Genomic DNA, 22,925 nt, shown 5'->3' on the forward strand with positions numbered 1-22,925 from the left:
CCGGTAACTGGCCTTGATCCTGTCGCAACGGCACAGTTCTATCAGATGATACAGCAGTTAAATGAAAATGGTGTGGCAGTGATCATGATATCACATGATCTGAGGGCAATAGATTGCGCCAGACATGTGCTTCATATGAATCATGGGGGCTCGTTCTGGGGCAGCAGAGAGGAATATAAGAACAGCAGATATTGGAACATCATTTCGGTAGAATATGAGAAAGGTGGTGGACAGAGTGCAGCTTGTTGATAAGTTAATTTACTATATGCAGTATCCATTTGTTAAGTATGCTCTTGTGGTTGGTATTCTTATAGCTTTGTGTTCATCACTTTTTGGTGCAACATTGGTTCTTAAAAGATTTTCATTTATCGGCGATGGACTTTCGCATGTTGCATTTGGAGCAATGGCGGTAGGATCTGTTCTGAAACTGACAAACAACACGATCATAGTGATGCCGGTGACTGTGGCTGCTGCAATTCTCATACTTATGTCGGGACAAAATGCGAAGCTTAAGGGAGATGCCGCGATAGCTATGATGTCTGTCGGTGCTTTAGCCGTAGGTTATCTGATAATGAATGTATTTTCCACGTCAGCAAATGTATCGGGGGATGTGTGCTCTACGTTGTTTGGTTCAACCTCAATACTTACATTGACAATTGGAGAAGTGTGGCTGTGTATAGTTATGTCAATATGTGTAATAGCGTTTTTCTGTTTGTTCTACAACAGGATATTTGCAGTCACATTTGACGAGAGTTTTACCAGGGCAATCGGGAAAAATGCAGGGGCATATAATCTGGCGCTGGCGGTGATAATCGCTGTGATAATGCTCATGTACGGTAGAGAAGCACAAAGCAAAACAAGGATAGCCAGCCCTGCCACTATTCCGAAGTCAGGGGAACGCAATAGAAAAATTCATAGCTGTATGCTATACTTAATTAGCATTTGAACATATCAAGCTGACACAGCAATCTCTTTACTTGCCGTTAATGCGCGTCTACCAATAGTCCGCACAAAGCAAGAGTAGCGTAAAGGTATAAAAATTTCAAACTTCTTTGTAACGAAATTCCGATTTCTCCGTCTAACCTATGAAGCTGAAGGAGGTGATGACAAGTATGGACTATGAAAAGCTCTATAAAGCCTACTATTTACAGGTATACTCGTATACTATTTCTCTTGCCCAAAATCGTGAGATAGCAGAGGAAATCACGCAGAACACATTCTATAAGGCTGTTTCTACAACATCACAATTCAAAGGTAAGTCAGATGAATTGACACGGCTCTGCTCCATAGCAAAAAACCTTTACCATGATGAAATGCGAAGCCGTCAGCGAGTAGCTGATGTGAGTGAAATCAATGACTTGCCATCAAATGAAAATGTTGAGAACTCAGTTGCAGATTCTGACATGGCGTTCCGCATACACCTCGTTCTTCACCGTTTGGAAGAACCATACAAAGAAGTCTTTCAGCTTCGCGTATTCGGGGAACTATCTTTTTCACAAATCGCTGCAATTTTTGGAAAAACAGAATCATGGGCGAGAGTTACTTATCATCGTGCAAAGCTAAAAATTCAAGAAAGGATGGATGAAAAGCATGAGTAAACAATGTGATATTGTTCGAGATATTCTTCCGCTGTATGTTGACGGTGCTTGCAGCGAAGCAAGCGCAGAGATGGTAAAAGAGCATTTGAACGCCTGTACTGACTGTAACGCAATTTATCAGAAATTGCTTTCTCACACGAACGAAGATGTTCTTCACGAAGAAAGCGAAAGCGTTATTATGCGCCATGAGGCAAAAGAAAAGCAGAGAGGCAAAAAAAAGATAACGATTGCTGTTCTCGTTTCCATCGCTCTTTGTATCATTGCAATTTTTGCAGCTCTCTTTCTGTTACCTATAAACATTGCTTATGAGCCTGTCAAAATCGACTTCCCATTTGAGGTTGAAGATGTCGAAAGCGTTGAAATGTACCACTATGACGGAGTGCCTGCATCAGCAGAAAAGAAAGTAGTTGTTGCTGAAAATGATATAAAGACCCTGTATGATAAGTTCAAGGGCTTATCCTTAAAAGACAAAACAACTGAGGAAACTGCCGGAGCAGCTGTGACCAGCTTTAGATTTAACCTCTCAGATGGAACAAGCTACGATTTGATTTACGCCTGCTATGGAGTTAAAAACGGCGAATTGAAGTCAGCAGCAGGCGGTTTTAAGTATTTCACAAGTGCGGATATCGGCTCTTATTGGAACAATTTGAATACGGAACTTGAAGCAATTCCTATCAATGAGAGTGAATTGCCGTGAGCAGATAGCAAACCCAGCCGAGCCTGTCAACGGTCAAGATGAACGGCGCAAATGCGCCGCTGTTGACAGCCCCGCCCGTCTTTGCTGTTCGGTAATCAAGAGGGCGACAGCACAAGATGCTGCCGCCCTCTGCCATTATTCAGAAAGGGGGATTTTCCATGACCGAACACGAAAAGTATCAAGAACATATCCGGCATACACACGATGCCTTTTGCAAGACTGTTATTCGCCACGCTGCCATAGACGCAGCCCGGAGCATACGGAGCCGCCGCAAGCGGGAAATCTCGCTTGAATATCTGATAGAAGAAAAACACTATCCATTCAGTACCACAGATAAATACTTTGCGGAGCAATCCGGCATGACCAGCTATCCGCTTTTCGTCTGTGGTCAGATGGTGCTTTTGGAAAGCCCAGAGCTTGCCGCAGCCCTGTCCGCACTATCACAGATGGAACAGGAAATCATTTTCTTGTACTACTTCCAACGATTGACGCATAGGGAGATTGGACGGAGATATGGACGGGCTGGCAACACAACCGGGCGGCGTATTCAGATGATTTTACGGCGGCTACGGGCAGAGTTGGAGGGTTTGTCCTATGAGCCAGCTACTTCCCTATGAGACAATCGTTAAGGCAAGCGAGGGCGACCCGGAAGCTGTTGCCGCCGTCCTATCCCATTATGCGGGATATATCCGCTTTTGTGCGAAAATGGACGGACAGATTAACACGGATATGCAGGAGCATATCGTCAGGCAACTGATAGAAAGCCTGTTGAAGTTCCACTTTGACCGCTAAACAGAAAAGTTGTATAATTAGAGCCTAACAAATTAAACTTCAATGAGGGTAGAGCAAATGGAACAGATTATCAATTATAGAGACATACCCACAGATAAAAGGATTGACATATTAAATGCTCTTGAGCGAATAGGTTTTTTTCCGGCATACGGCGGCGTGAAAACAATGCAGCAAATTATGGAAAAGTCAGTTCCAGGTTCAGGCCCACAATTCTATTTCGTTTTCCGTGAAAATGAGTTGATAGGGTACAATTTTCTCATTGGGGACACTAAGAAATATAAAGCGTTCCCATGGCTTGCTATTAGCAATATGGATGAGCAGAAGTTGACTGTTTGTGAAGAAATGATGAAAATACAAATTGCCTTTTTTGAAAAACTCGGAATGCAAAAGATAGCAGATCATTGCGTTAGGATTATGGAAGATTACAGAAAAGGAATTGGAAAGCAGAAAGAAAGCGATTGCAGATAAATTCCATTTGAAAAACGGCTGACAATTTAATACCGCCGCCCATCACAGCGGCAGATAAGCAGTAAATCTTGAAAAGGTTTACTGCTTTTTTTGCGCCCATTTTCAAAAATCTTTGGCAAACCACACCGCCGGATTGTTGTAGGGAGCAGACAGGTAAAACAAAAAAATTTCCGCTGCGTTTGCCAAAACGCCCCCTTTTCACCGTTGTAGTGGTGAACAGCGGGCAGAACACGCCGCCGCAATCGCTATATTGGTGGAGCAAGCCAGTATATCCGCAAACCAGAGCCGCCGAGGAAAGCGGTAGTTTTTTAGAGCAAGTTTCTACCACGGTGCCAAAATCCGCAATTCTGCGGTTTTGCCCCTCGCGGGAAACTTGTTGGGGAGTGCCTTCCCCAAACCCTGCTATGCGGCTTGCGCCGCAAAAAAGATTTCCGTCCGGCGAAAAGTTTTTCTCTCTTTCGCCCCGGAAATGGCTAACAGATAAGAGCATTTTTTGTGATAAGTGAAAGGAGGTTTACAGCCCATGCCGAAGCGATACAACACGCCCCACCGCAGCCGGGTTGTGAAAACCCGGCTGTCCGAAGATGAATACGCCGACTTCACAGCACGGCTTGCGCCCTATGGTATCAGCCAGTCGGAATTTCTCCGGCAGGCGATACGGCGCACCACCATACGCCCCGTTATCCATGTGTCGGCGGTCAATGACGAACTGCTTTCCGCTGTCGGGAAGCTGGCCGCCGAGTACGGCAGGATCGGCGGCAACCTCAACCAGATAGCCCGGTATCTGAACGAGTACGGCGCACCCTACAACGCGCTGTCCGGCGAGGTACGCGCCGCCATAGCCGACCTTGCCGCCCTCAAGTATGAAGTCCTCAAGAAAGTAGGTGACGCGGTTGGCAACACTCAAGCATATCAACTCTAAAAACGCCGACTATGGAGCCGCCGAACAATACCTGCTGTTTGAGCATGACGAGTTTATCATGAAGCCCGTCCTTGATGAAACCGGCAGGCTTATCCCCCGCGAGGACTACCGGCTGTCCACGCTGAACTGCGGCGGCGAGGATTTTGCCGTTGCCTGTATGCGGGCAAATCTCCGCTATGGGAAGAACCAGCGGCGGGAAGATGTGAAAAGCCACCACTATATCATCAGCTTTGACCCACGGGACGGGCCGGACAATGGCTTGACCGTAGACCGGGCGCAGGCATTGGGGGAGCAATTCTGTAAAGAGCATTTCCCCGGCCACCAAGCCCTTGTATGCACCCACCCGGACGGGCATAACCACAGCGGCAACATTCATGTGCATATCGTCATTAACAGCCTGCGGATTGAGGAAGTGCCGTTCCTGCCCTACATGGACAGGCCAGCCGATACAAAAGCCGGTTGCAAGCACCGCTGTACCGACGCTGCCATGTGCTACTTCAAATCCGAAGTCATGGAGATGTGCCACCGGGAGGGGCTTTACCAAATCGACCTCTTGAACGGCAGCAAGAACCGCGTCACCGACCGGGAGTATTGGGCGCAGAAAAAGGGACAGGCCGCGCTGGACAAGCAGAACGCCCCCATGATTGCAGGCGGTATCACGCCACGGCAGACCAAGTTTGAAACGAACAAGGAGAAGCTGCGGCAGACCATACGCGCCGCGCTGTCTGCGGCGACCTCATTTGAGGACTTTTCCTCTCTGCTGCTGCGGGAGGGCGTGACCGTCAAGGAGAGCCGGGGGCGGCTGTCCTACCTCACGCCGGACAGGACGAAGCCCATTACCGCCCGAAAGCTGGGCGACGACTTTGACCGCGCCGCTGTCCTTGCCGTTTTGGAGCAGAACGCCGCCAGAGCCACAGAAAAGGCCGCAGCCATACCCGAATATCCCCGGCATGGGAAAACCGGCATACAGCCCACAAAAGCCCCACAAACCGCCCCAAAACAGGACGGTGTACAGCGGCTTGTGGACATTAAGCAGAAAATGGCCGAGGGCAAAGGCCGGGGCTATGAACGCTGGGCGACCATGCACAACCTCAAACAAATGGCCGCGACGCTGAATGTGTATCAGGAATACGGTTTCACTTCCCCGGAGCAGTTAGAAGCCGCCGTTGATACCGCCTATCAGGAAATGCGCCAGACCAGCGGCAAGTTGAAAACGCTGGAAACAAAGCTACAAGGGAAAAAGGAGTTGCAGCGACAGGTACTTGCCTACGCCAAGACCAAGCCCACCCGTGACGGGCTGAAAGCACAGAAATCCGAGAAAGCCCGCGCCGCATACCGGCAGGCACATGAGAGCGATTTTATCATAGCCGACGCAGCCGCCCGGTATTTCCGGGAGCATGGCATTACCAAGCTGCCCGCCCGGAAAGCGTTGCAGGACGAGATCGAGCAGCTTGTTTCCAAGAAATCCAGCCTGTATAACACCTACCACGAACAGAAGCAGCGGTACACGGAGTTGCAGACCGTCAAGCGGAACATCGACCAGATTTTGCGCCGGAGCGAGCCGCACCGCAGAAAGGAGCAGAGCCATGAGCGATAAGCTGCCCCGCATGGACTACCGCCAGCACCGGCGGGCGCGGCGGCTGGTGCATGAGTGCTGTAACTACGACGGGGGGAACTGCCTGCTGTTAGATGACGGGGAGCCTTGCGTGTGTGTCCAGAGTATTTCCCTTTCTCTCATGTGCCGGTGGTTCCGTGTGGCTGTCCTGCCCCTTGACGAGGAACTGGCCGCCGCCCTCTTGTATCGGGGGAGCCGGAAACGATGTGCCGTCTGCGGCGCGGCCTTTGTCCCCAAGTCAAACCGGGGAAAATACTGCCCGGACTGCGCCGGACGCATGAAGAAAATCAAAGCCGCCGAGCGAAAGCGGAAACAAAGGCATAAATGTCACGCTTTAGAGCCTTTCAAACCCGCATAAATCAAGGCTTTTTTCGTGGGTGTCAAAGGGTGCGCGATACATTTATCCTTTTCCCCCGGAAACGGCGTTCTAAATGCGTACAAACGCCCCAAATCCACCCAAAGGAGGAACCATGTCAGACAACCGAAAATACTACTACCTCAAGCTGAAAGAGAATTACTTTGACGAGGACGCTATCGTGCTGCTGGAAAGTATGCAGGACGGCATACTCTATTCCAACATTCTCTTGAAACTGTACCTGAAATCGCTGAAAAACGGCGGGAAGTTGCAGCTTGATGAAAATATCCCCTACACCGCGCAGATGATTGCCACCATTACCCGCCAGCAAGTCGGCACCGTAGAGCGAGCCTTGCAGATTTTTATGAAGCTGGGGCTTGTGGAGCCGCTGCCAAGCGGCGCGCTGTATATGAACAACATTGAACTGCTGATCGGCCAATCCTCTACCGAGGGGGAGCGAAAACGGCGGGCAAGGCTGGCTTTGCAGGAGCAAAAAGCCTTGCCAAAGGCCGGGGCGGACAAATGTCCACCATATCGAGCGGACATTTGTCCACCAGAGATAGAGAAAGAGATAGAGAAAGAGATAGAGATAGAAAAAGAGAGAGAGCGAGAGTTAGATACGGGACAGCCCGCCCGCGCCGCCTATGGCCGGTATGAAAATGTCTTTCTTTCGCAATCAGAACTGGACGGGCTGAAAGCAGACCTGCCCGACAAATGGAACTACTACATTGACCGGCTATCCTGCCATATCGCGTCCAGCGGCAAGCGATACCGCAGCCATGCCGCCACAATCTACAAATGGGCGCAGGAGGACGCAACCAAGAAAGCCCCGAAAAAGGGCATACCAGACTACTCATGCAAGGAGGGCGAGAGTCTATGAAGAACGAAATCAACGCTGTTTTGGAGAATATGACGGCTGCCACCCCGGAGCCGGAGGACTACACCGGCGAGGACGGTTTACTGTACTGCGGCAAGTGCCGCAAGCCGAAAGAAGCCTATTTTGCGCCGGATAAGGCCGCTATCTTCGGGCGCGACCGCCACCCGGCAGAATGCGACTGCCAGAAAGCCGCCCGCGAGGAACGGGAGGCCGCCGAGAAGCGGCGCAGGCACCTTGACACCGTGGAAGAACTGAAACGCCGGGGCTTTACCGACCCCACCATGCGGGACTGGACTTTTGAGAACGACAACGGCAGGAACCCGCAGGCCGGGATTGCCCGCCGGTATGTGGAACACTGGGAGGATATGCGAGCCGACAATATCGGCTGCCTGTTCTGGGGCGGTGTGGGAACCGGGAAAAGCTACCTTGCGGGCTGTATCGCAAACGCCCTCATGGAGAAAGAAATCCCCGTCCACATGACGAATTTTGCCCTTATCCTCAATGACCTTGCCGCCAGCTTTGAGGGGCGCAACGAGTACATTTCCCGCCTTTGCCGCTATCCGCTGCTTATCCTTGACGACTTCGGCATGGAGCGCGGCACCGAGTATGGGCTGGAACAGGTTTTCAATGTGATTGACAGCCGTTACCGCAGCGGCAAGCCGCTGATCGTCACGACCAACCTCACGCTGGACGACCTGCACAACCCGGAGGACACCGCCCATTCCCGGATTTATGACCGGCTGCTTTCTATGTGCGTCCCGGTACGCTTCACCGGCGAGAATTTCCGGCAGGAAACCGCGCAGCGGAAAATGGAGAGCATGAAGAAACTGATTACCGACTGAAAGGAGTATTGCCTATGGCAGATAACAAGCAGCACGACACCCGCACCGCCCGCCGCCCCGACTGCGTGACGGAAATCCGCATGGGCAATTCCGTCCTTGTCGTGTCCGGCTATTTCAAGAAAGACACCACGACCACCGCCGCCGACAAAATGGCGCGGGTACTGGAAGCGGAAGCCGCTGCTACACAAAAACCGGCAATTTGACAAACCATAAAGAAGCAGATTTTACACTTTTGCCGCTATACAGCCCCCGCTATTCCGTGGTACAATAAAGATACGGAATAGTGGGGCTGGCTGTCGGAAACGGAGGATTTTATGTTAAGACAAGCCACCCAAAACCTCATTACTGCCCTTTATCCGAGATTGTCCCATGAGGACGAGTTGCAAGGCGAGAGTAATTCCATATCGAACCAGAAAAGGATTTTGGAAACCTACGCCAAGCAGAACGGCTTTACCAATCTGCGCTGGTACACCGACGACGGCTTTTCCGGAGCAAACTTCCAGCGCCCCGGTTTTCAAGCCATGCTTGCAGACATTGAGGCCGGGAAAGTGGGTACGGTCATCGTCAAGGACATGAGCCGGTTAGGGCGAAACTACTTGCAGGTAGGGTTTTACACGGAAATGCTGTTCCCTCAAAAGGGAGTGCGTTTTATCGCTGTCAACGATAATGTGGACAGCGCAAACGGCGGCATGGACAACGATTTTACCCCTCTGCGAAATCTGTTCAACGAATGGCTGGTGAGAGATACGAGCAAGAAAATCAAAGCAGTAAAACGAGCAAAAGGCATGAGTGGAAAGCCTGTTACCAGCAAGCCGGTATATGGCTATCTCATGGACGAGGACGAGAACTATCTCGTTGACGAGGAAACCGCGCCGGTTGTCCAGCAGATATACCAGCTTTGCCTTGCCGGGAATGGCCCGACCAAGATTGCCCGTATGCTTACGGAGCAGCAAATCCCCACGCCGGGGACGCTGGAATACCGCAGGACGGGCAGCACACGCCGCTACCACCCCGGCTATGAGTGCAAATGGGCGACGAACACCGTCGTTCATATCCTCGAAAACCGGGAGTACACCGGCTGTCTGGTAAACTTCAAGACGGAGAAGCCCTCTTACAAGGTCAAACACAGTGTAGAGAACCCCGTGGAGAAGCAGGCTGTTTTTGAGAACCACCATGAGCCTATCATAGACCGAGAAACATGGGAGCGCGTGCAGGAGTTACGCAAGCAGCGCAAACGCCCGAACCGCTATGATGAAGTGGGGCTGTTCTCCGGTATGCTGTTCTGCGCCGACTGCGGCCATGTGATGTACCAGCAGCGGTATCAGAACAAGAACCGCAAGCAGGACTGTTACATCTGCGGCAGCTACAAGAAGCGCACCCGCGACTGTACGGCGCACTTTATCCGCACCGACCTGTTGACCGCCGGTGTCCTCTCCAATCTCCGGCAGGTGACGGAATACGCCGCCAAGCATGAGAGCCGCTTTGTAAAGCTGCTTATCCAGCAGAACGAGATCGGCGGCAAGAGAAAGACCGCCGCAGCCACCAGGCAGCTTGAACAGGCGCAGGAGCGCATTTCCGAAGTGAGCCGCATTATCAAGCGGCTGTATGAGGACAATGTGAACGGCAAAATCAGCGACGAGCGTTTCATGGAACTGTCGGCAGACTATGAGCAGGAGCAACGGGAACTGAAAGACCGCGCCGCCGCTTTGCAGGAAGAACTCTCCAAGTCGCAGGCCGCTACCGTCAACGCGGAAAAGTTTATGGGGATTGTCCGAAAGCACCTTGCCTTTGAGGAACTTACCCCCACCCTCTTGCGGGAAATGATTGAGAAAATCGTCGTGCATGAGTGCAGCTATGACGAGAACGGCACCCGCAGGCAGGACATTGAGATTTATTACAGCTTTGTCGGCAAGATTGACTTGCCCGAAGCCTAACGCCCGACCTATCCGACACAATGGCCAAGTGCCGGATAGGAACGGCAAAATTTTTTACACTTCTATTACTTCTTTATCGCACATTAGCAAATAGTGCTTGCAATGAATCTGGTGGGCTCCCTGCTCATCACGGCGCTTCTGGTATTCCCTGCACTTTCGGCAATGAGAGTTATGTATAGTTTCAGGTCAGTGGTATTATATTCGGCTGTATTGTCAGTTGTGGGAACTTTGACCGGCATGCTGGTATCTATATTATTTTCAACACCGGTAGGATCTACGATCGTTGCATGCGATATGGTTATATTTGCATTTAACAGTATAGCAGGGAAAGTGATGAGGAGATAAGAATATGTATATGAATAGAAATAGAAGAATGCATGGATGCAGACACAGATTTAAGCGATTGATTATGTCAATATTGGTGCTGAGTATGTTGCTGACTGTCACAGGCTGTGGTGGAGCATCTCAGACTGCGGGCAGTCGTTTGAACACACAGAATGCAGTGGATAAGGTGCTTAATCAGAAAACAGGCGATGGTGATGTGGAAAGTAAGTCGTCAGTGGGAGCCACAACAGAGACGATGATCACAACAGAGATGCAAACCACGACAGAGACAGAATCCGCATCTGTAACTGAGGCGACATCAGAACCAACATATGGGCAGGTTGTGAATGGAGACAGCTCAGTTATAGCGCAATACAAGTCTGAGGGTGTGGATGTGGATCTCACACTTATGGGAAGCGATCTTGTATATGCGACGGTATATCAGATGATGTCAAAACCTGAGGAATATGAGGGCAAGACGATAAGGATAGAAGGAAAGTATTATGCATCCTATTATCCAATAACCGACAAATATTATAATTATTGTCTCATAGCCGACGCTTTGGCATGCTGCAGTCAGGGACTTGAATTTGAACTTGGTGGAGGTGCAGTATATCCAGGCGATTACCCGGCGGACCAGAGTGAGGTGATCGTTACGGGAGTATTTGAAACCTACACAGAGGAGGCTGGACAGACATTTTATTACTGCAGGTTGAGAGATGCAGAATATCAACTGGTATCGACAGAGAATCAGTAGAGTATAAATTGCATAACATTTTTGGAATCCGGGCAGATCAAAGTGCCCGGATTTTTTGAGTAAAAAATATTCAGAATCAGGAGGCACATAGCTGCATCAAAACCAGGAATCACATAGAAAAATATGGCAAAATGACGCAAATATACTAAAAAACATTAAAAATAGCTAAAAAATGATAAAATTACTTAAAAAAGAATTTGATATATTGTAAAAACTATGCTAATTTTGAATAAAGGTAAATATTCAGCCGTGCAGGATAAGAACAGCGGATTCGACATGCTTGCATGTAAGAATCAGGTGTTCTTATCCTGTGGTGACTCGAATAGAGTCACCGCCCCATACAATGAGCAAAATAGCTGCGCAGCAGCGAAAGAGCACGGGAACCGTGCGGTTTTGCGAATGTATGGTCGGCTGAATACATTAAAATACACAGAAGGGATGTGATGAAGTGAAAGAGAAATACAAAGGCGTACAAAAACTCACAGACAATCCGTTCCTCAACCTCTATCATATAGATGCGGTTGACACGGCTGGAAAAGACTTCAATTATTACTTTGCTTCAAGGAATAAAGAGAACGACATCAAGATAAAGACCCACGATATAAAACCGGAAGGAATAGTTATATATGGAGTTAAGCTGGAAGATGAGCCGAAGCTGGTGCTCATAAGGCAGTACAGATACCCACTCGATACATATATATATGAACTTCCTGCAGGACTGGTGGACGGAGATGAGACTCCGGCGCAGGCAGCAGTCAGGGAGATGAAGGAAGAGACAGGGCTTACCCTTGATGTATATGAGGGCGGAGAAGAACTCTACAGAAGGCCATTCTATATGGGCCCGGGATTTACGGATGAGATGAGCAGTGCTGTATTTGGAACAGTTACAGGAACACCAAATCTCGACAGCAAGGAGAGCACAGAGGATATACAGGTCATACTCGCAGACCGAGGTGAGGTCAGAAGAATCCTGTCAGAGGAACAGGTGTCGCTCAGAGGAGCATACCTCATGACACATTTTCTGGCTGAGGGAGATCCACTAGAATTCCTGAGAAAATAGGAAGCGCTGAGCAGTGATTGCTCAAACAGCAGAACGTTCATAAAAGGGCATACTAAATGAGAAAAAAGAAGGAGAAGTAGAAAGATGAGTTACAGAGACACATATGATTTTTGGATGACAGATGATTATTTCGATGAGGACACCAAGAAGGAGCTTGCAGCCATAGCTGATGATGAGGCTGAGATCGAGGACAGATTCTATCGTGATCTTGTATTTGGAACTGGTGGACTCAGAGGTGTGATAGGCGCGGGAACCAACAGAATGAACTTCTACACCGTCCGCAAGGCTACACAGGGTCTTGCAAACTTCATTGTGAAGCAGAATGCGCAGGACAAGGGCGTGGCAATAGCATACGATTCAAGAAAGTATTCTCCAGAGTTTGCAACAGAAGCAGCTCTCTGCCTGTGTGCAAATGGAATCAAGTCATATCTCTTTGAGTCACTCAGACCTACACCTGAGCTTTCATATGCAGTCAGAAAGCTTGGATGTACAGCAGGTATAGTTATAACAGCCAGCCACAATCCACCAGAGTACAACGGTTACAAGGTGTACTGGGAGGATGGCGCGCAGATCACAGCTCCAAAGGACAGAGAGATCATCGCAGAGGTTAAGGCTGTAACAGATTTTCATACAGTAAAGACCATGGATAAGCAGGAGGCACTTGACAAGGGCCTTCTCACTATCATAGGTGCCGAGATAGATGACGCGTATATGGAGGAACTCAAGAAGCAGATCATTCATCCTGAGATCATCAAGGAGCAGTCAGAGAACATCAAGATCGTATACACACCGTTCCACGGAACCGGTCTTGTACCTGTAAAGAGAGTCCTGTCCGAGCTTGGTTTCAAAAACGTATACATTGTTCCTGAGCAGGAGCTTCCAGACCCTGAGTTCACAACGCTTGAGTATCCAAACCCAGAGGATCCAAAGGCATTTGAGCTTGCCCTCAAGCTGGCAAAGGAGAAGAATGCGGACATAGTTCTCGCTACAGATCCTGATGCAGACCGTCTTGGAATATACGCACTCGATACAAAGACAGGCAAGTATATGCCATTTACAGGAAATATGTCAGGACTTATAATCGCTGAATACCAGTTCAGAGAGAGAACAAAATGCGGTCTCATGCCAAAGAATCCGGCCATGGTCAAGACTATTGTAACCACAAATATGGCTGATCCACTGGCTGCAGATTACAATGTCAACCTCATCGAGGTTCTAACAGGCTTCAAGTTCATCGGTGAGCAGATCAAGTTCTTCGAGCAGAATAATTCATACAATTTCGTAATGGGTATGGAGGAGAGCTACGGATGTCTCGTTGGAACATACGCAAGAGACAAGGATGCTCCGGTTGCAGTTATGTGTCTCTGCGAGGCTGCTGCATACTGCAAGAGCCAGGGAATCACTCTGTGGGATCACATGCTTGATCTCTATGAGAAGTACGGATATTACAAGGAAGGCCTCTACACAATAACGCTCAAAGGTGTTACAGGAGCAGAGAAGATCCGCAAGATCATGTCCTCACTCAGAGCTGAGTCACTTACTCAGATCGATACGCTCAAGGTTCTCAAGGTTCGTGATTACGAGAAGAACACGATCACAGATCTTGCCACCGGAGAGGTCACAGAGTCAGGACTTCCACAGTCCAACGTTCTCTACTACGACCTTGAGGATGGCGCATGGGCATGTGTACGTCCATCAGGAACAGAGCCAAAGATCAAGCTGTACTACGGAATCAAGGGAACAAGCCTTGATGATGCAGATGCAAAGCTTGAAGCTCTCCAGACAGCACTTGTTGAGAAGCTCAACAAGCTGGCAGAGTAGCATAAGTATAATATATAGCAAATACAAAAAAGCGCCGTCTGGTCTGGTGACCGGACGGCGCTTTGCTGTCATTATACGATGACGTCGAACTGTATGTAGTCTCCCTGGTCGGTATTTACCGTGTCGAGATATATTTTACCATTGTACTTGTCGGTCAGTTTTTTCAGGTTGTAGAGACCGTAACCATGGCCATGTCTGTCTCCGGTTTTGGTGGTATATCCCGGTGAGAACATATTCTGGCGGAATTCGTTGGTTTTGACGGAACCCTTGTTTCTTGTTCTTATTTCTATCTGGTTCTGCCTGCTGTCCAGGTACAGATATGCAGTGCCAAATGGGGCGGTCGATTCAAGCGCATTATCGATCAGTATACCGATGATCCTGATCAGTTCATACTCCGGCATTCGGCTCTTCAGATCCCTGGATGCCACCTGGACTACGAGCTCCTTCTGATCCTTCTGTGCCTCCGTGATCTTGCTGTACACAAATCCGGCTACAACGCTCAGGTTGATCTTGAGCAGATCACAAATGGCCTCTGTAAAGGAATAAAAAAGGTCGGTTATATTACAAGTCAATTGCAGAAAATATAATTCTTTTAGTTAATACCACCATAATAAAACGGCTGCAATATACATCTGCGCAACAAAGTGATATAAATTGCAAGATTAAATATTGAATTTAAAAACTACTTAATATATTATACAAATAACAATAAATTAGCTAAAAATAGCCTAATAAAATGAACGGAAGATAAATTGTGGATAGATAAAAAGGAAAAATCTGTGTGGCCTGTGAGGTCAGGAAAGGGGTAGAAGATGGACGCAAAGCAGAGATACGAGATGTGGCTTGGCAGCGATCAGGTAGATGATGTTACGAAGCAGGAGCTCGTAAACATAAAGGATAATGAAGCGGAGATTGAAGATAGATTTTACACAAACCTTGAGTTTGGAACAGGTGGACTTCGAGGCGTGATGGGAGCGGGAACGAACCGCATGAACATTTACACGGTTCGCATGGCAACACAGGGAATTGCTAACTACCTGGCGAAGATCGGAATATCAGAGCCGTCGGCAGCTATAGCATTTGACAACAGAAACAATGCTTCGCTGTATGCGCTTGAAACTGCTCTCTGCCTGTGTGCAAATGGCGTGAAGGTGTATCTGTTTGATGCGCTCCGCCCGACACCGGAGCTTTCATTTGCAGTGAGACATCTGCACTGCAATATCGGCGTGAATATAACGGCAAGCCACAATCCAAAGGAATACAACGGATATAAGGTTTACTGGGATGATGGAGCCCAGATCGTATCTCCTCAGGATAAGGAGATCATTGCAGAGGTCAACAATATAGAAGATTTCTCCATGGTTAAGACTATGGACAAGGACGCTGCAATAGATGCAGGACTGTTGAATGTGATCGGTCAGGAGATCGATGACGCATATATAGGAGAGCTTCACAAGCTTGTCATGAATCCGGAGGAGATTCAGAAGGCGGGAGATCTGAAGATCGTATATTCTCCGCTTCACGGAACAGGCCTTAAGCCTGTTACAAGAGTTCTCAGCGAACTTGGTTTCAAGGATGTACATGTCGTTGAGGAACAGGCTGTTCAAGATGGTAATTTCCCAACTGTGAAATCTCCAAATCCTGAGGGCGCAGAGGCGTATGCCCTGAGTCTTGAGCTGGCGAAGAAGGTCGGCGGCGAGCTGATTCTTGTCACAGACCCTGATGCTGACAGACTCGGAATGTATGGATATGACAGCAAGAATAATGAGTATAAAGAATTTACAGGAAATATGTTCGGTGCGATCCTCTGTGATTACGTGCTGATGCAGAGATCCCAGAGCGGAAGACTGCCTGAGAATCCGGCGATTGTAACTACGGTTGTTATCACCAATATGGTCAAGGAGATATGTAAGAAGTACGACACCTTCTGTGACTGCAACAACCTGATCGGATTTAAGAATATAGCATCGAGAATGAGGGCTTATGAGCAGACTGGTGAACACAATTATGTGTTCGGGCTTGAAGATACATTTGGATGTCTGCCTGGTACATATGCAAGGGACAAGGACTCGGTTGGAACGCTGATGCTTCTCTGTGAGGCTGCGGCATACTACAAGAACCGTGGCATGACTCTGTGGGACAGAATGGTTGAATTGTGGCAGGAATATGGTTACTACAAAGAGAAGGTTCAGACCATGAAGTTTGACGGACGTGAGGGTGCTGCAAAGATACAGTCAATGATACAGACGCTGAGAGATAATCCGGTGCAGAAGGTCGGAACTTACAGCGTGGAGAAAATCTACGACTACAAGCTTGGAACAGAGACAGACGCAGCGACAGGCAAGTCCGAGGCGGCGGTGCTTCCAAAGTCCAACATGATATATTATCAGCTTGCGGATGGCGCATGGTTCCTTGTGAGACCTTCAGGTACAGAGCCGAAGATCAAGTTCTATCTCGGGGTAAAGGGAAACTCACAGGAGGATGCGGCAGAGCAGCTTGACGAGCTTGCAGCAAATGTGAAGGCGATGTTCTCATAAAACGGGATGATTGGTAAGAAACGAAGTGGCTGGCAAATAAATGTCAGCAGAAAATAGGTTCGAAGATCGCGGTCGCGACTAAAAATAATTACAAGATGGAGGTAAAAAAGATGGGTTACATGGACGAATACAAGTTCTGGCTTGAGTCAGACTGCTTTGATGAGAAGACCAAGGAAGAGCTTAGAAGTATCGCAGATGATGACAAAGAGATCCAGGACAGATTCTACAAGAATCTGAAATTTGGAACCGGCGGAATGCGCGGAATCATGGGTGCCGGAACCAACAGAATGAATATATATACAGTTACAAAGGCTACACAGGGCCTTGCAGAATACATACTTGAGGTTGGCCCTGAGGCTGCTAAGAGAGGTGTAGTAATTGCACATGACTGTCGAAATATGTCAGCAGAGTTCACAGAGGCATCAGCTCTGTGTCTCAATGCAAATGGCATAAAGACATATGTGTTTGATGCACTCCGCCCTACACCTGAGCTGTCATTTGCAGTGAGAGAGCTTGGATGTATAGCCGGAATCGTGGTAACAGCAAGCCACAATCCACCTGAGTACAACGGCTACAAGGTGTACTGGGAGGACGGCAGCCAGATCGTATCCCCTCAGGATCAGGATATCCTGAAACATGTGGCGGATGTTGAGAGATACGAGGATGTCAAGACCATGGATAAGGACAAGGCTATCGCAGACGGCCTGTTCTGTATGGTTCCTACGAGTGTTGATGAGAATTACTATCAGGCACTCATAAAACAGACCATCCACGGCGATATCATTCCGAAGGTTGCAGACGATATCAAGATAGTATACACACCACTTCACGGAACAGGAAATGTACCTGTAAGGGAAGTGCTCAAGAGACTTGGCTTCAAGCACGTATATGTTGTAGAGGAGCAGACTGTTCCTGACGGAGACTTCAGCACAGTCAAGTCACCAAATCCAGAGGAACCATCAGCATTTGCCATGGGAATAGAACTGGCAAAAAAGGTTGATGCGGACGTTATCATGGCCACAGATCCTGATGCAGACAGACTTGGAATATACGTCAAGGACAGCACGGGAATCTGGAAGGACACGGAATTTGCAGATGATCCTGCATATCCATATGTCCGCTTTAATGCCAATATGACAGGAGCCTTGATCGCAGAGTATGTCTGCCGCGAGCAGAAGGCAGTCGGCAAACTGCCGGCAAACGGAGCTATCTGTAATACGGTTGTCAGTACCAATCTTACAAAGGCTATAGCAGAGAATTACAAACTGAAATATATAGAGACACTCACCGGATTCAAGTACATAGGTGAGCAGATCCTTCTCTTTGAGAAGAACAACACATACAAGTTCATCTTCGGAATGGAGGAGAGCTTTGGATGTTTGGTAGGAGACTACACTCGTGACAAGGACGCTTGCGCAGCCGTTGTCATTTTATGTGAAATAGCAGCATTTTATAAGCTGCAGGGAGAAACCATCTGTAATGCCATGGAAGAGGTTTATCACAAATATGGCTATTACTTTGAAGGTGCGTTTGGGATAACTCTAAAGGGTGTAGATGGTGCAGCACAGATTAAGGAGATGATGGAGAACTTCAGGAACCATCCACTTACGAACTTTGCAGGTATCAAAGTTACCGGTATGAGGGACTATGTGAGCGGAATCCGCAAGCCGCTTGATGGCGAAGAGGAGCACATGGGTCTTCCAAAATCAAACGTGCTGTACTATGAGCTGGAAAATAATGCGTGGTTCGCGGTTAGGCCTTCTGGAAATGAACCAAAGATCAAATTCTACTTTGGCGTGAATGAAATCAGCCTAAAAAATGCCATGTCAAAGATAGATGAGATGAAAGCATGTGTGCAGGAGCTTGCTAAATAAACAAACACAAAATATGGCAGAATTTACTGCCAGAAAAGAAAAACATTCCTTCCATATACTACAAAATTAAACATGTAAATGCACTTTCCAGCCAATGCGCTGAACAAGGGGGATCTCGGCCTTGATGCTGAGGTCCCTTTTGTATAAAAAGAAGGCAGGAAATCAGGAGCTTCAGGGGACTAGATAACTGAACGTTGTTATATGTCACAAAGTAAAATATAGTTAAAAATACTAAAAGCTGTTTAAAAATTAACTAAAAAATGTTATAATATTTAAAGTAACGGCAGTGTGTGGCAAACGCGTATAGGAGTAGTATAGGAGATTATATGCCAGAAAAAGAAATAGAAAAAGAGAGAGAAATAGAAAAGAAAAATATAAAAAGTATCGCTGGACATATCATCGATGAGAAAACCGATGAAAAAGAGAAGCGAGAGCCGGAGAGCGTCTTGGATGTGGATGAGCATATGTCTGAGAAACAGAAACTCAGCCTTATGAACAAACAGCAGAAAAAGGAATACATACTGGAGTATTATGCTCCGAAGGCTCTATTTGCACTTGTTGTTGTGGGCATAGTTGTATTCCTTGTCGTAAAACATTTTACGGCGGAATCTGCGGCACTCAACATCCTTGCGGTCAACACTACACAACAGGAATCCGCGGCGAATGACAAGGTGTATTATGAGGAATTCCTCAGTGAAAATGGTCTTGATGCGGAGAAGGAATATGTCAGTATAAGTACAGGGATCGGCGTGTCAACTGATCCGAATGATGCCATGAGTCAGGATAGTCTACAGCTTATACAGAACAAATTTATGGCGAATGCGGTGGACGTGTTCTTTGCCGACACAGACCTTGTTATGAGTTTTGGAGAGTTCGGATATATGCAGGATCTTGATAAGGTGCTGACTGATGAACTGAAAGAAAAGTATAAAGATTCGTTTGTGTATGCAACGGTTATTGAAACGGGTGAGAAGATACCTGTCGGAATAAAGATCGGTGATAATTCCTGGGTGAAGGATACCGGCTGGTATGAAATGGATGCTGCAGTGGGATTTGGCGAGAATGCCAAGAATATGGATCTTGCACTTGAATTTCTTGAATACATAAGCAGAGAGTGATACCCATAAATAAAACGAGGAGACTATAGATACATATGAGCATAAGATATGATGAGGCAAACAGAATATTTGAACTTGATACGAGAAACACGAGTTACCGGATCGGAATCGTCGATGAAGAGGGGTTTGTCGGACATATATATTATGGACAGAAGATTCGTCCGCAGAAATGTGATCAGTTTTTGAGAACGTGTGAGGCTCCTTTTGTTCCGTCCAAGAATAACAGGGAGAGATGTTCATTTATGGATACATTTCCGACAGAGTATTCCGGAAATGGAATAGGAGACTACAGGGAGAGTTGTATTGCAGTAAAGACTGCAAATGGCAGCAGAACCGTTGATCTGAAATTTGTGGATTACGATATTGTAAATGGAAAACCGGGGATTAGTGGCCTTCCGGCATCATTTGCGGGAGAAGAGGAGGTTCAGACTCTCGTTGTCCATATGATGGATGGGGGATGTGGCATTGATGTTGACCTGATATATTCTGTGTTTGAGGATGAGGATGTTATAACCAGAAGTGTGAGCGTGAAAAATGCAGGTGATAAGGATATCAGGCTCACAAAGGTATATTCTGCATGTATAGACATGGATGACGAGGATTTTGAGATGCTTACTCTTCATGGCTCATGGGCCAGGGAGAGACAGATCGAGAGACGCCCGATAGCTTATGGCAAGCAGAGTGTAAGCTCTCTCCGTGGTGAGTCATCCCACCAGGACCATCCGTTTATGGCATGGATGACAAAGGGGACAGATCAGACTACGGGTGATGTATATGGAATGCATTTTGTGTACTCGGGTAACTTCATCGCACAGATAGAGAAATCACAGTTTGATTCCGTACGCGCAGTCATGGGCATACATTCAGAGGGATTTGAGTGGTGGCTCACGCCTGGAGAGACGTTTACAGCGCCTGAGGTTGTGCTTACATACAGCCATGATGGACTTGGACAGATGACTAGAAATCTTCATGATTTTTACAGATGCCACATGATAAGGAGCAGATATCTTCACCAGAAGAGACCTGTCCTCATCAACAACTGGGAGGCTACATATTTTGACTTTGATACCGATAAGCTCCTTGCGATAGCAAAGAGTGCGGCAGAACATGGAATAGAGATGCTGGTCATGGATGATGGCTGGTTTGGACATAGAAATGATGATGCCACAAGTCTTGGAGACTGGTTTGTAAATGAAAACAAGATCAAGGGCGGTTTGAAACATCTTGTCGATGAGGTGAATAAGCTGGGGCTGAAATTTGGAATATGGATGGAGCCTGAAATGATTTCCCCTGATTCTGAACTTTACAGAAAGCATCCTGACTGGGCGTTTGCGGTTCCGGAGAGAACGGCTACATTATCGCGAAATCAGTACGTGCTTGATCTTTCGAGAAAAGAAGTTAGAGACTATGTGTATGAATGTGTGCATAACGTGATCTCATCCGCAAATATTGAGTATGTTAAGTGGGATATGAACAGACAGCTCACGGATATCGGCAGCGTAGAATTCACCGGAGACAGGCAGGGAGAATTGGCTCACAGGTATGTGCTTGGAGTATATGAGCTGCAAGAGCGCCTTGTTAACGATTTCCCAGATCTTTTGCTTGAGAACTGCTCGGGCGGTGGTGCAAGATTTGACCCTGGCATGCTTTACTACAGTCCGCAGATATGGTGCTCCGATGACACGGATGCCATAGAGAGACTTTCTATACAGGAGGGAACGGAACTGATATATCCGCTTTCGACCATGGGCGCCCATGTGTCGGATTGCCCTAATCACACAGTTGGAAGAAGTACACCTTTTATGACCAGGGCACATGTGGCTCTGGCGGGAACATTTGGCTATGAACTCGATATCACAAAAATAAGTGAAGAAGAACGTGCGATGATACCTGAGCAGGTGTCTATGTATCATAAATATAATGATCTTGTAAGGGAGGGTGATTATTATAGGGTTGCATCGTACAGGGAAAATGGACTGTATGATTGCTGGATGGTTGTTGCAAAGGATAAGAGTGAGGCGTTGGTGACTTACGTTCAGGTGCTTGGAAGACCTAACGTACACAGTAGAAAGATAAAACTTTTAGGGCTTGACGTGGCTGCAGATTACAGACTTGACGGAACGGAGAAAGTGTATGGGGGAGATCTCCTCATGAATGCCGGAATGCTCATTGAAACTATGCGTGGAGATTATATGAGCAGACTGTATCACTTTGTACTTGACAATAGTTTAACCTAAAAATAAAATAAAAATTAAGTTATTTAACCACGTGAAAAAATAAAGTGAGAAGGACTAGTTATGGCAAAATCAGTAAAATTGGGAGACATAGCTGCCATTGTTGGCGTGAGTACCGTGACGGTCTCAAAGGCACTTTCAGATCAGAAGGGTGTCAGCGAGGAACTCAGAGCACAGATCAAACAGTTGGCAGATGAGATGGGATACCAGTCACCATCTGAGATCAGAAAGAAGACGGCAAAGAAAAAGTATAATATTGGTGTTCTCATTCAAGAGATATACCTTGGAAAGTATCCGTCGTTCTATTGGCAGTTATATCAGGTACTTAACAAAAAGGCGGTGGCAAGAGGCTGCTTTACTATGCTGGAGTTTGTTTCCAGAGATAGTGTATTGAACGCTGAGATGCCTATGCTCTTGGAGGACGACAAGGTTGATGGAATAGTTGTTGTAGGTTCCATGGGTAAGGAATACCTGGAAAAGCTGGAGAAGACAGCCAAGGTTCCTGTAGAATATGTGGATTACTATGACAATTCGAGACCGATAGACACGGTTATAGCAAACAGTTTCTATGGAAGCTATATGCTGACTAATTATCTGTATGATATGGGACATAGAGATATTGCATATGTTGGCACGATAGGTTCAACGAACAGTATAACTGACAGATATTTGGGCTATATAAAGTCTTTGTTGGAGCATGATATTCCGCTCAGAGAAGACTGGGTTATTCCGGACAGAGATGTGAAGACGGGTCAGTTTGACGAGGAGAACTGTTTTAAACTTCCAAAGAATATGCCTACAGCGTTTGTGTGCAACTGTGATCTTGCGGCAGCTACGCTCATAAAGATACTCAATGCTGCGGGCTACAGAGTTCCTGAGGATGTGTCCGTTGTGGGGTTTGATAATTACATGTATCCTGGAAGCTGCGATATAGGCGTGACCACATACGAGATCAATATGCAGGAGATGGCAGAGAGAACCATGCATAAGATTATAAAAAAGATATCCAACGAAAAATATACTGATGGCATATTTGTCGTGGATGGACGAATCGTGGTAAAGGATAGCGTTGCCAGAATAGAACGATAATAAAACTACAT

The 22,925-nt window shown here is 47.3% G+C and carries 23 protein-coding genes and 3 pseudogenes; 24 read left to right on the top strand and 2 right to left on the bottom strand.

Translation table 11 applies throughout. The features are described 5' to 3' along the window. The 7 genes and pseudogenes from ABUA34_RS05490 to ABUA34_RS05520 all read left to right on the top strand — a co-directional run. Nucleotides 1–249 (top strand): annotated as a pseudogene (locus ABUA34_RS05490) (ABC transporter); the annotation flags it as partial. Further along, entirely contained in the window at nt 215–946 is a 732-nt protein-coding gene (locus ABUA34_RS05495) for a metal ABC transporter permease (protein WP_349822977.1), read from the top strand. The pseudogene ABUA34_RS05490 and the gene ABUA34_RS05495, both read left to right, overlap by 35 nt. A 166-nt stretch (nt 947–1,112) precedes the next feature. Beyond that, nucleotides 1,113–1,598, top strand: a complete 486-nt coding sequence (locus ABUA34_RS05500) for an RNA polymerase sigma factor (protein WP_502880193.1) — start codon at nt 1,113–1,115, stop codon at nt 1,596–1,598. Further along, the gene (locus tag ABUA34_RS05505; RefSeq protein ID WP_055650759.1) at nt 1,591–2,295 is read left to right on the top strand and encodes a zf-HC2 domain-containing protein; all 705 of its coding nucleotides are present in this window, start codon (nt 1,591–1,593) and stop codon (nt 2,293–2,295) included. The genes ABUA34_RS05500 and ABUA34_RS05505 overlap by 8 nt, the downstream gene beginning before the upstream one ends. Nucleotides 2,296–2,453: 158 nt before the next feature. Next, a complete protein-coding gene (locus tag ABUA34_RS05510; protein WP_023921375.1) occupies nt 2,454–2,912 on the top strand; it encodes an RNA polymerase sigma factor in 459 nt (152 codons plus the stop codon). Continuing rightward, entirely contained in the window at nt 2,890–3,087 is a 198-nt protein-coding gene (locus tag ABUA34_RS05515; RefSeq protein WP_055650758.1) for a helix-turn-helix domain-containing protein, read from the top strand. Before ABUA34_RS05510 ends, ABUA34_RS05515 begins: the two co-directional genes overlap by 23 nt. Before the next feature lie 57 nt (nt 3,088–3,144). Further along, a complete protein-coding gene (locus ABUA34_RS05520; protein WP_318295621.1) occupies nt 3,145–3,555 on the top strand; it encodes a hypothetical protein in 411 nt (136 codons plus the stop codon). On the opposite strand, the gene ABUA34_RS05525 is transcribed toward ABUA34_RS05520, so the two are convergent. After that, a complete protein-coding gene (locus ABUA34_RS05525) occupies nt 3,500–4,045 on the bottom strand; it encodes a hypothetical protein (RefSeq protein WP_349822979.1) in 546 nt (181 codons plus the stop codon). The genes ABUA34_RS05520 and ABUA34_RS05525 overlap by 56 nt on opposite strands. Before the next feature lie 33 nt (nt 4,046–4,078). Here ABUA34_RS05525 and ABUA34_RS05530 point away from each other — a divergent pair, with 33 nt between their 5' ends. The 12 genes and pseudogenes from ABUA34_RS05530 to ABUA34_RS05580 all read left to right on the top strand — a co-directional run bounded on the left by ABUA34_RS05530 (nt 4,079) and on the right by ABUA34_RS05580 (nt 14,062). After that, a complete protein-coding gene (locus ABUA34_RS05530) occupies nt 4,079–4,477 on the top strand; it encodes a plasmid mobilization protein (protein ID WP_138304858.1) in 399 nt (132 codons plus the stop codon). After that, entirely contained in the window at nt 4,449–6,074 is a 1,626-nt protein-coding gene (locus tag ABUA34_RS05535) for a relaxase/mobilization nuclease domain-containing protein (RefSeq protein ID WP_349822980.1), read from the top strand. The genes ABUA34_RS05530 and ABUA34_RS05535 overlap by 29 nt, the downstream gene beginning before the upstream one ends. Continuing rightward, nucleotides 6,064–6,450, top strand: a complete 387-nt coding sequence (locus tag ABUA34_RS05540) for a cysteine-rich VLP domain-containing protein (protein ID WP_005875990.1) — start codon at nt 6,064–6,066, stop codon at nt 6,448–6,450. The genes ABUA34_RS05535 and ABUA34_RS05540 overlap by 11 nt, the downstream gene beginning before the upstream one ends. A gap of 112 nt (nt 6,451–6,562) precedes the next feature. After that, a complete protein-coding gene (locus ABUA34_RS05545) occupies nt 6,563–7,327 on the top strand; it encodes a phage replisome organizer N-terminal domain-containing protein (protein ID WP_349822981.1) in 765 nt (254 codons plus the stop codon). After that, nucleotides 7,324–8,166, top strand: a complete 843-nt coding sequence (locus ABUA34_RS05550; protein ID WP_349822982.1) for an ATP-binding protein — start codon at nt 7,324–7,326, stop codon at nt 8,164–8,166. Before ABUA34_RS05545 ends, ABUA34_RS05550 begins: the two co-directional genes overlap by 4 nt. A gap of 14 nt (nt 8,167–8,180) precedes the next feature. Further along, nucleotides 8,181–8,369, top strand: a complete 189-nt coding sequence (locus ABUA34_RS05555) for a transposon-encoded TnpW family protein (protein ID WP_020995296.1) — start codon at nt 8,181–8,183, stop codon at nt 8,367–8,369. 111 nt (nt 8,370–8,480) lie between these two features. Further along, a complete protein-coding gene (locus ABUA34_RS05560; RefSeq protein ID WP_349822983.1) occupies nt 8,481–10,100 on the top strand; it encodes a recombinase family protein in 1,620 nt (539 codons plus the stop codon). Nucleotides 10,101–10,120: 20 nt separating this feature from the next. Next, nucleotides 10,121–10,195: pseudogene (locus ABUA34_RS14355) on the top strand (Maff2 family mobile element protein); the annotation flags it as partial. Continuing rightward, nucleotides 10,191–10,445, top strand: a pseudogene (locus ABUA34_RS05565) (metal ABC transporter permease); the annotation flags it as partial. The pseudogenes ABUA34_RS14355 and ABUA34_RS05565, both read left to right, overlap by 5 nt. A 10-nt stretch (nt 10,446–10,455) precedes the next feature. Beyond that, nucleotides 10,456–11,181: a hypothetical protein gene (locus tag ABUA34_RS05570; protein WP_147341861.1), complete on the top strand. Its 726-nt coding sequence runs from the start codon at nt 10,456–10,458 to the stop codon at nt 11,179–11,181. Nucleotides 11,182–11,629: 448 nt separating this feature from the next. Continuing rightward, the gene (locus ABUA34_RS05575; RefSeq protein ID WP_117550306.1) at nt 11,630–12,241 is read left to right on the top strand and encodes an NUDIX hydrolase; all 612 of its coding nucleotides are present in this window, start codon (nt 11,630–11,632) and stop codon (nt 12,239–12,241) included. A gap of 84 nt (nt 12,242–12,325) precedes the next feature. Then, nucleotides 12,326–14,062, top strand: coding sequence for a phospho-sugar mutase (locus ABUA34_RS05580; protein ID WP_349822984.1), 1,737 nt, complete (start codon nt 12,326–12,328; stop codon nt 14,060–14,062). A 71-nt stretch (nt 14,063–14,133) separates the two neighbouring features. Here the strand turns inward: ABUA34_RS05580 and ABUA34_RS05585 are convergent, their stop codons facing one another. Continuing rightward, a complete protein-coding gene (locus tag ABUA34_RS05585) occupies nt 14,134–14,634 on the bottom strand; it encodes a sensor histidine kinase (protein WP_243002957.1) in 501 nt (166 codons plus the stop codon). 240 nt (nt 14,635–14,874) lie between these two features. Between ABUA34_RS05585 and ABUA34_RS05590 the strand changes: the two genes are divergently transcribed. The 5 genes from ABUA34_RS05590 to ABUA34_RS05610 all read left to right on the top strand — a co-directional run bounded on the left by ABUA34_RS05590 (nt 14,875) and on the right by ABUA34_RS05610 (nt 22,914). After that, nucleotides 14,875–16,599: a phospho-sugar mutase gene (locus ABUA34_RS05590; protein WP_055280267.1), complete on the top strand. Its 1,725-nt coding sequence runs from the start codon at nt 14,875–14,877 to the stop codon at nt 16,597–16,599. A 110-nt stretch (nt 16,600–16,709) separates the two neighbouring features. Further along, the gene (locus ABUA34_RS05595) at nt 16,710–18,473 is read left to right on the top strand and encodes a phospho-sugar mutase (RefSeq protein WP_349822985.1); all 1,764 of its coding nucleotides are present in this window, start codon (nt 16,710–16,712) and stop codon (nt 18,471–18,473) included. Between the two features lie 326 nt (nt 18,474–18,799). Next, entirely contained in the window at nt 18,800–19,591 is a 792-nt protein-coding gene (locus ABUA34_RS05600; protein WP_349822986.1) for a hypothetical protein, read from the top strand. Nucleotides 19,592–19,626: 35 nt separating this feature from the next. After that, complete coding sequence (locus ABUA34_RS05605; RefSeq protein ID WP_349822987.1) at nt 19,627–21,828, top strand: alpha-galactosidase; 2,202 nt, start codon at nt 19,627–19,629, stop codon at nt 21,826–21,828. A gap of 60 nt (nt 21,829–21,888) precedes the next feature. Further along, the gene (locus ABUA34_RS05610) at nt 21,889–22,914 is read left to right on the top strand and encodes a LacI family DNA-binding transcriptional regulator (RefSeq protein ID WP_022216158.1); all 1,026 of its coding nucleotides are present in this window, start codon (nt 21,889–21,891) and stop codon (nt 22,912–22,914) included. Nucleotides 22,915–22,925: the final 11 nt, after the last annotated feature.

This window comes from Coprococcus sp. RTP21428st1_C9_RTP21428_210409, assembly GCF_040227395.1.
Classification (GTDB): Bacteria; Bacillota; Clostridia; order Lachnospirales; family Lachnospiraceae; genus Coprococcus; species Coprococcus aceti.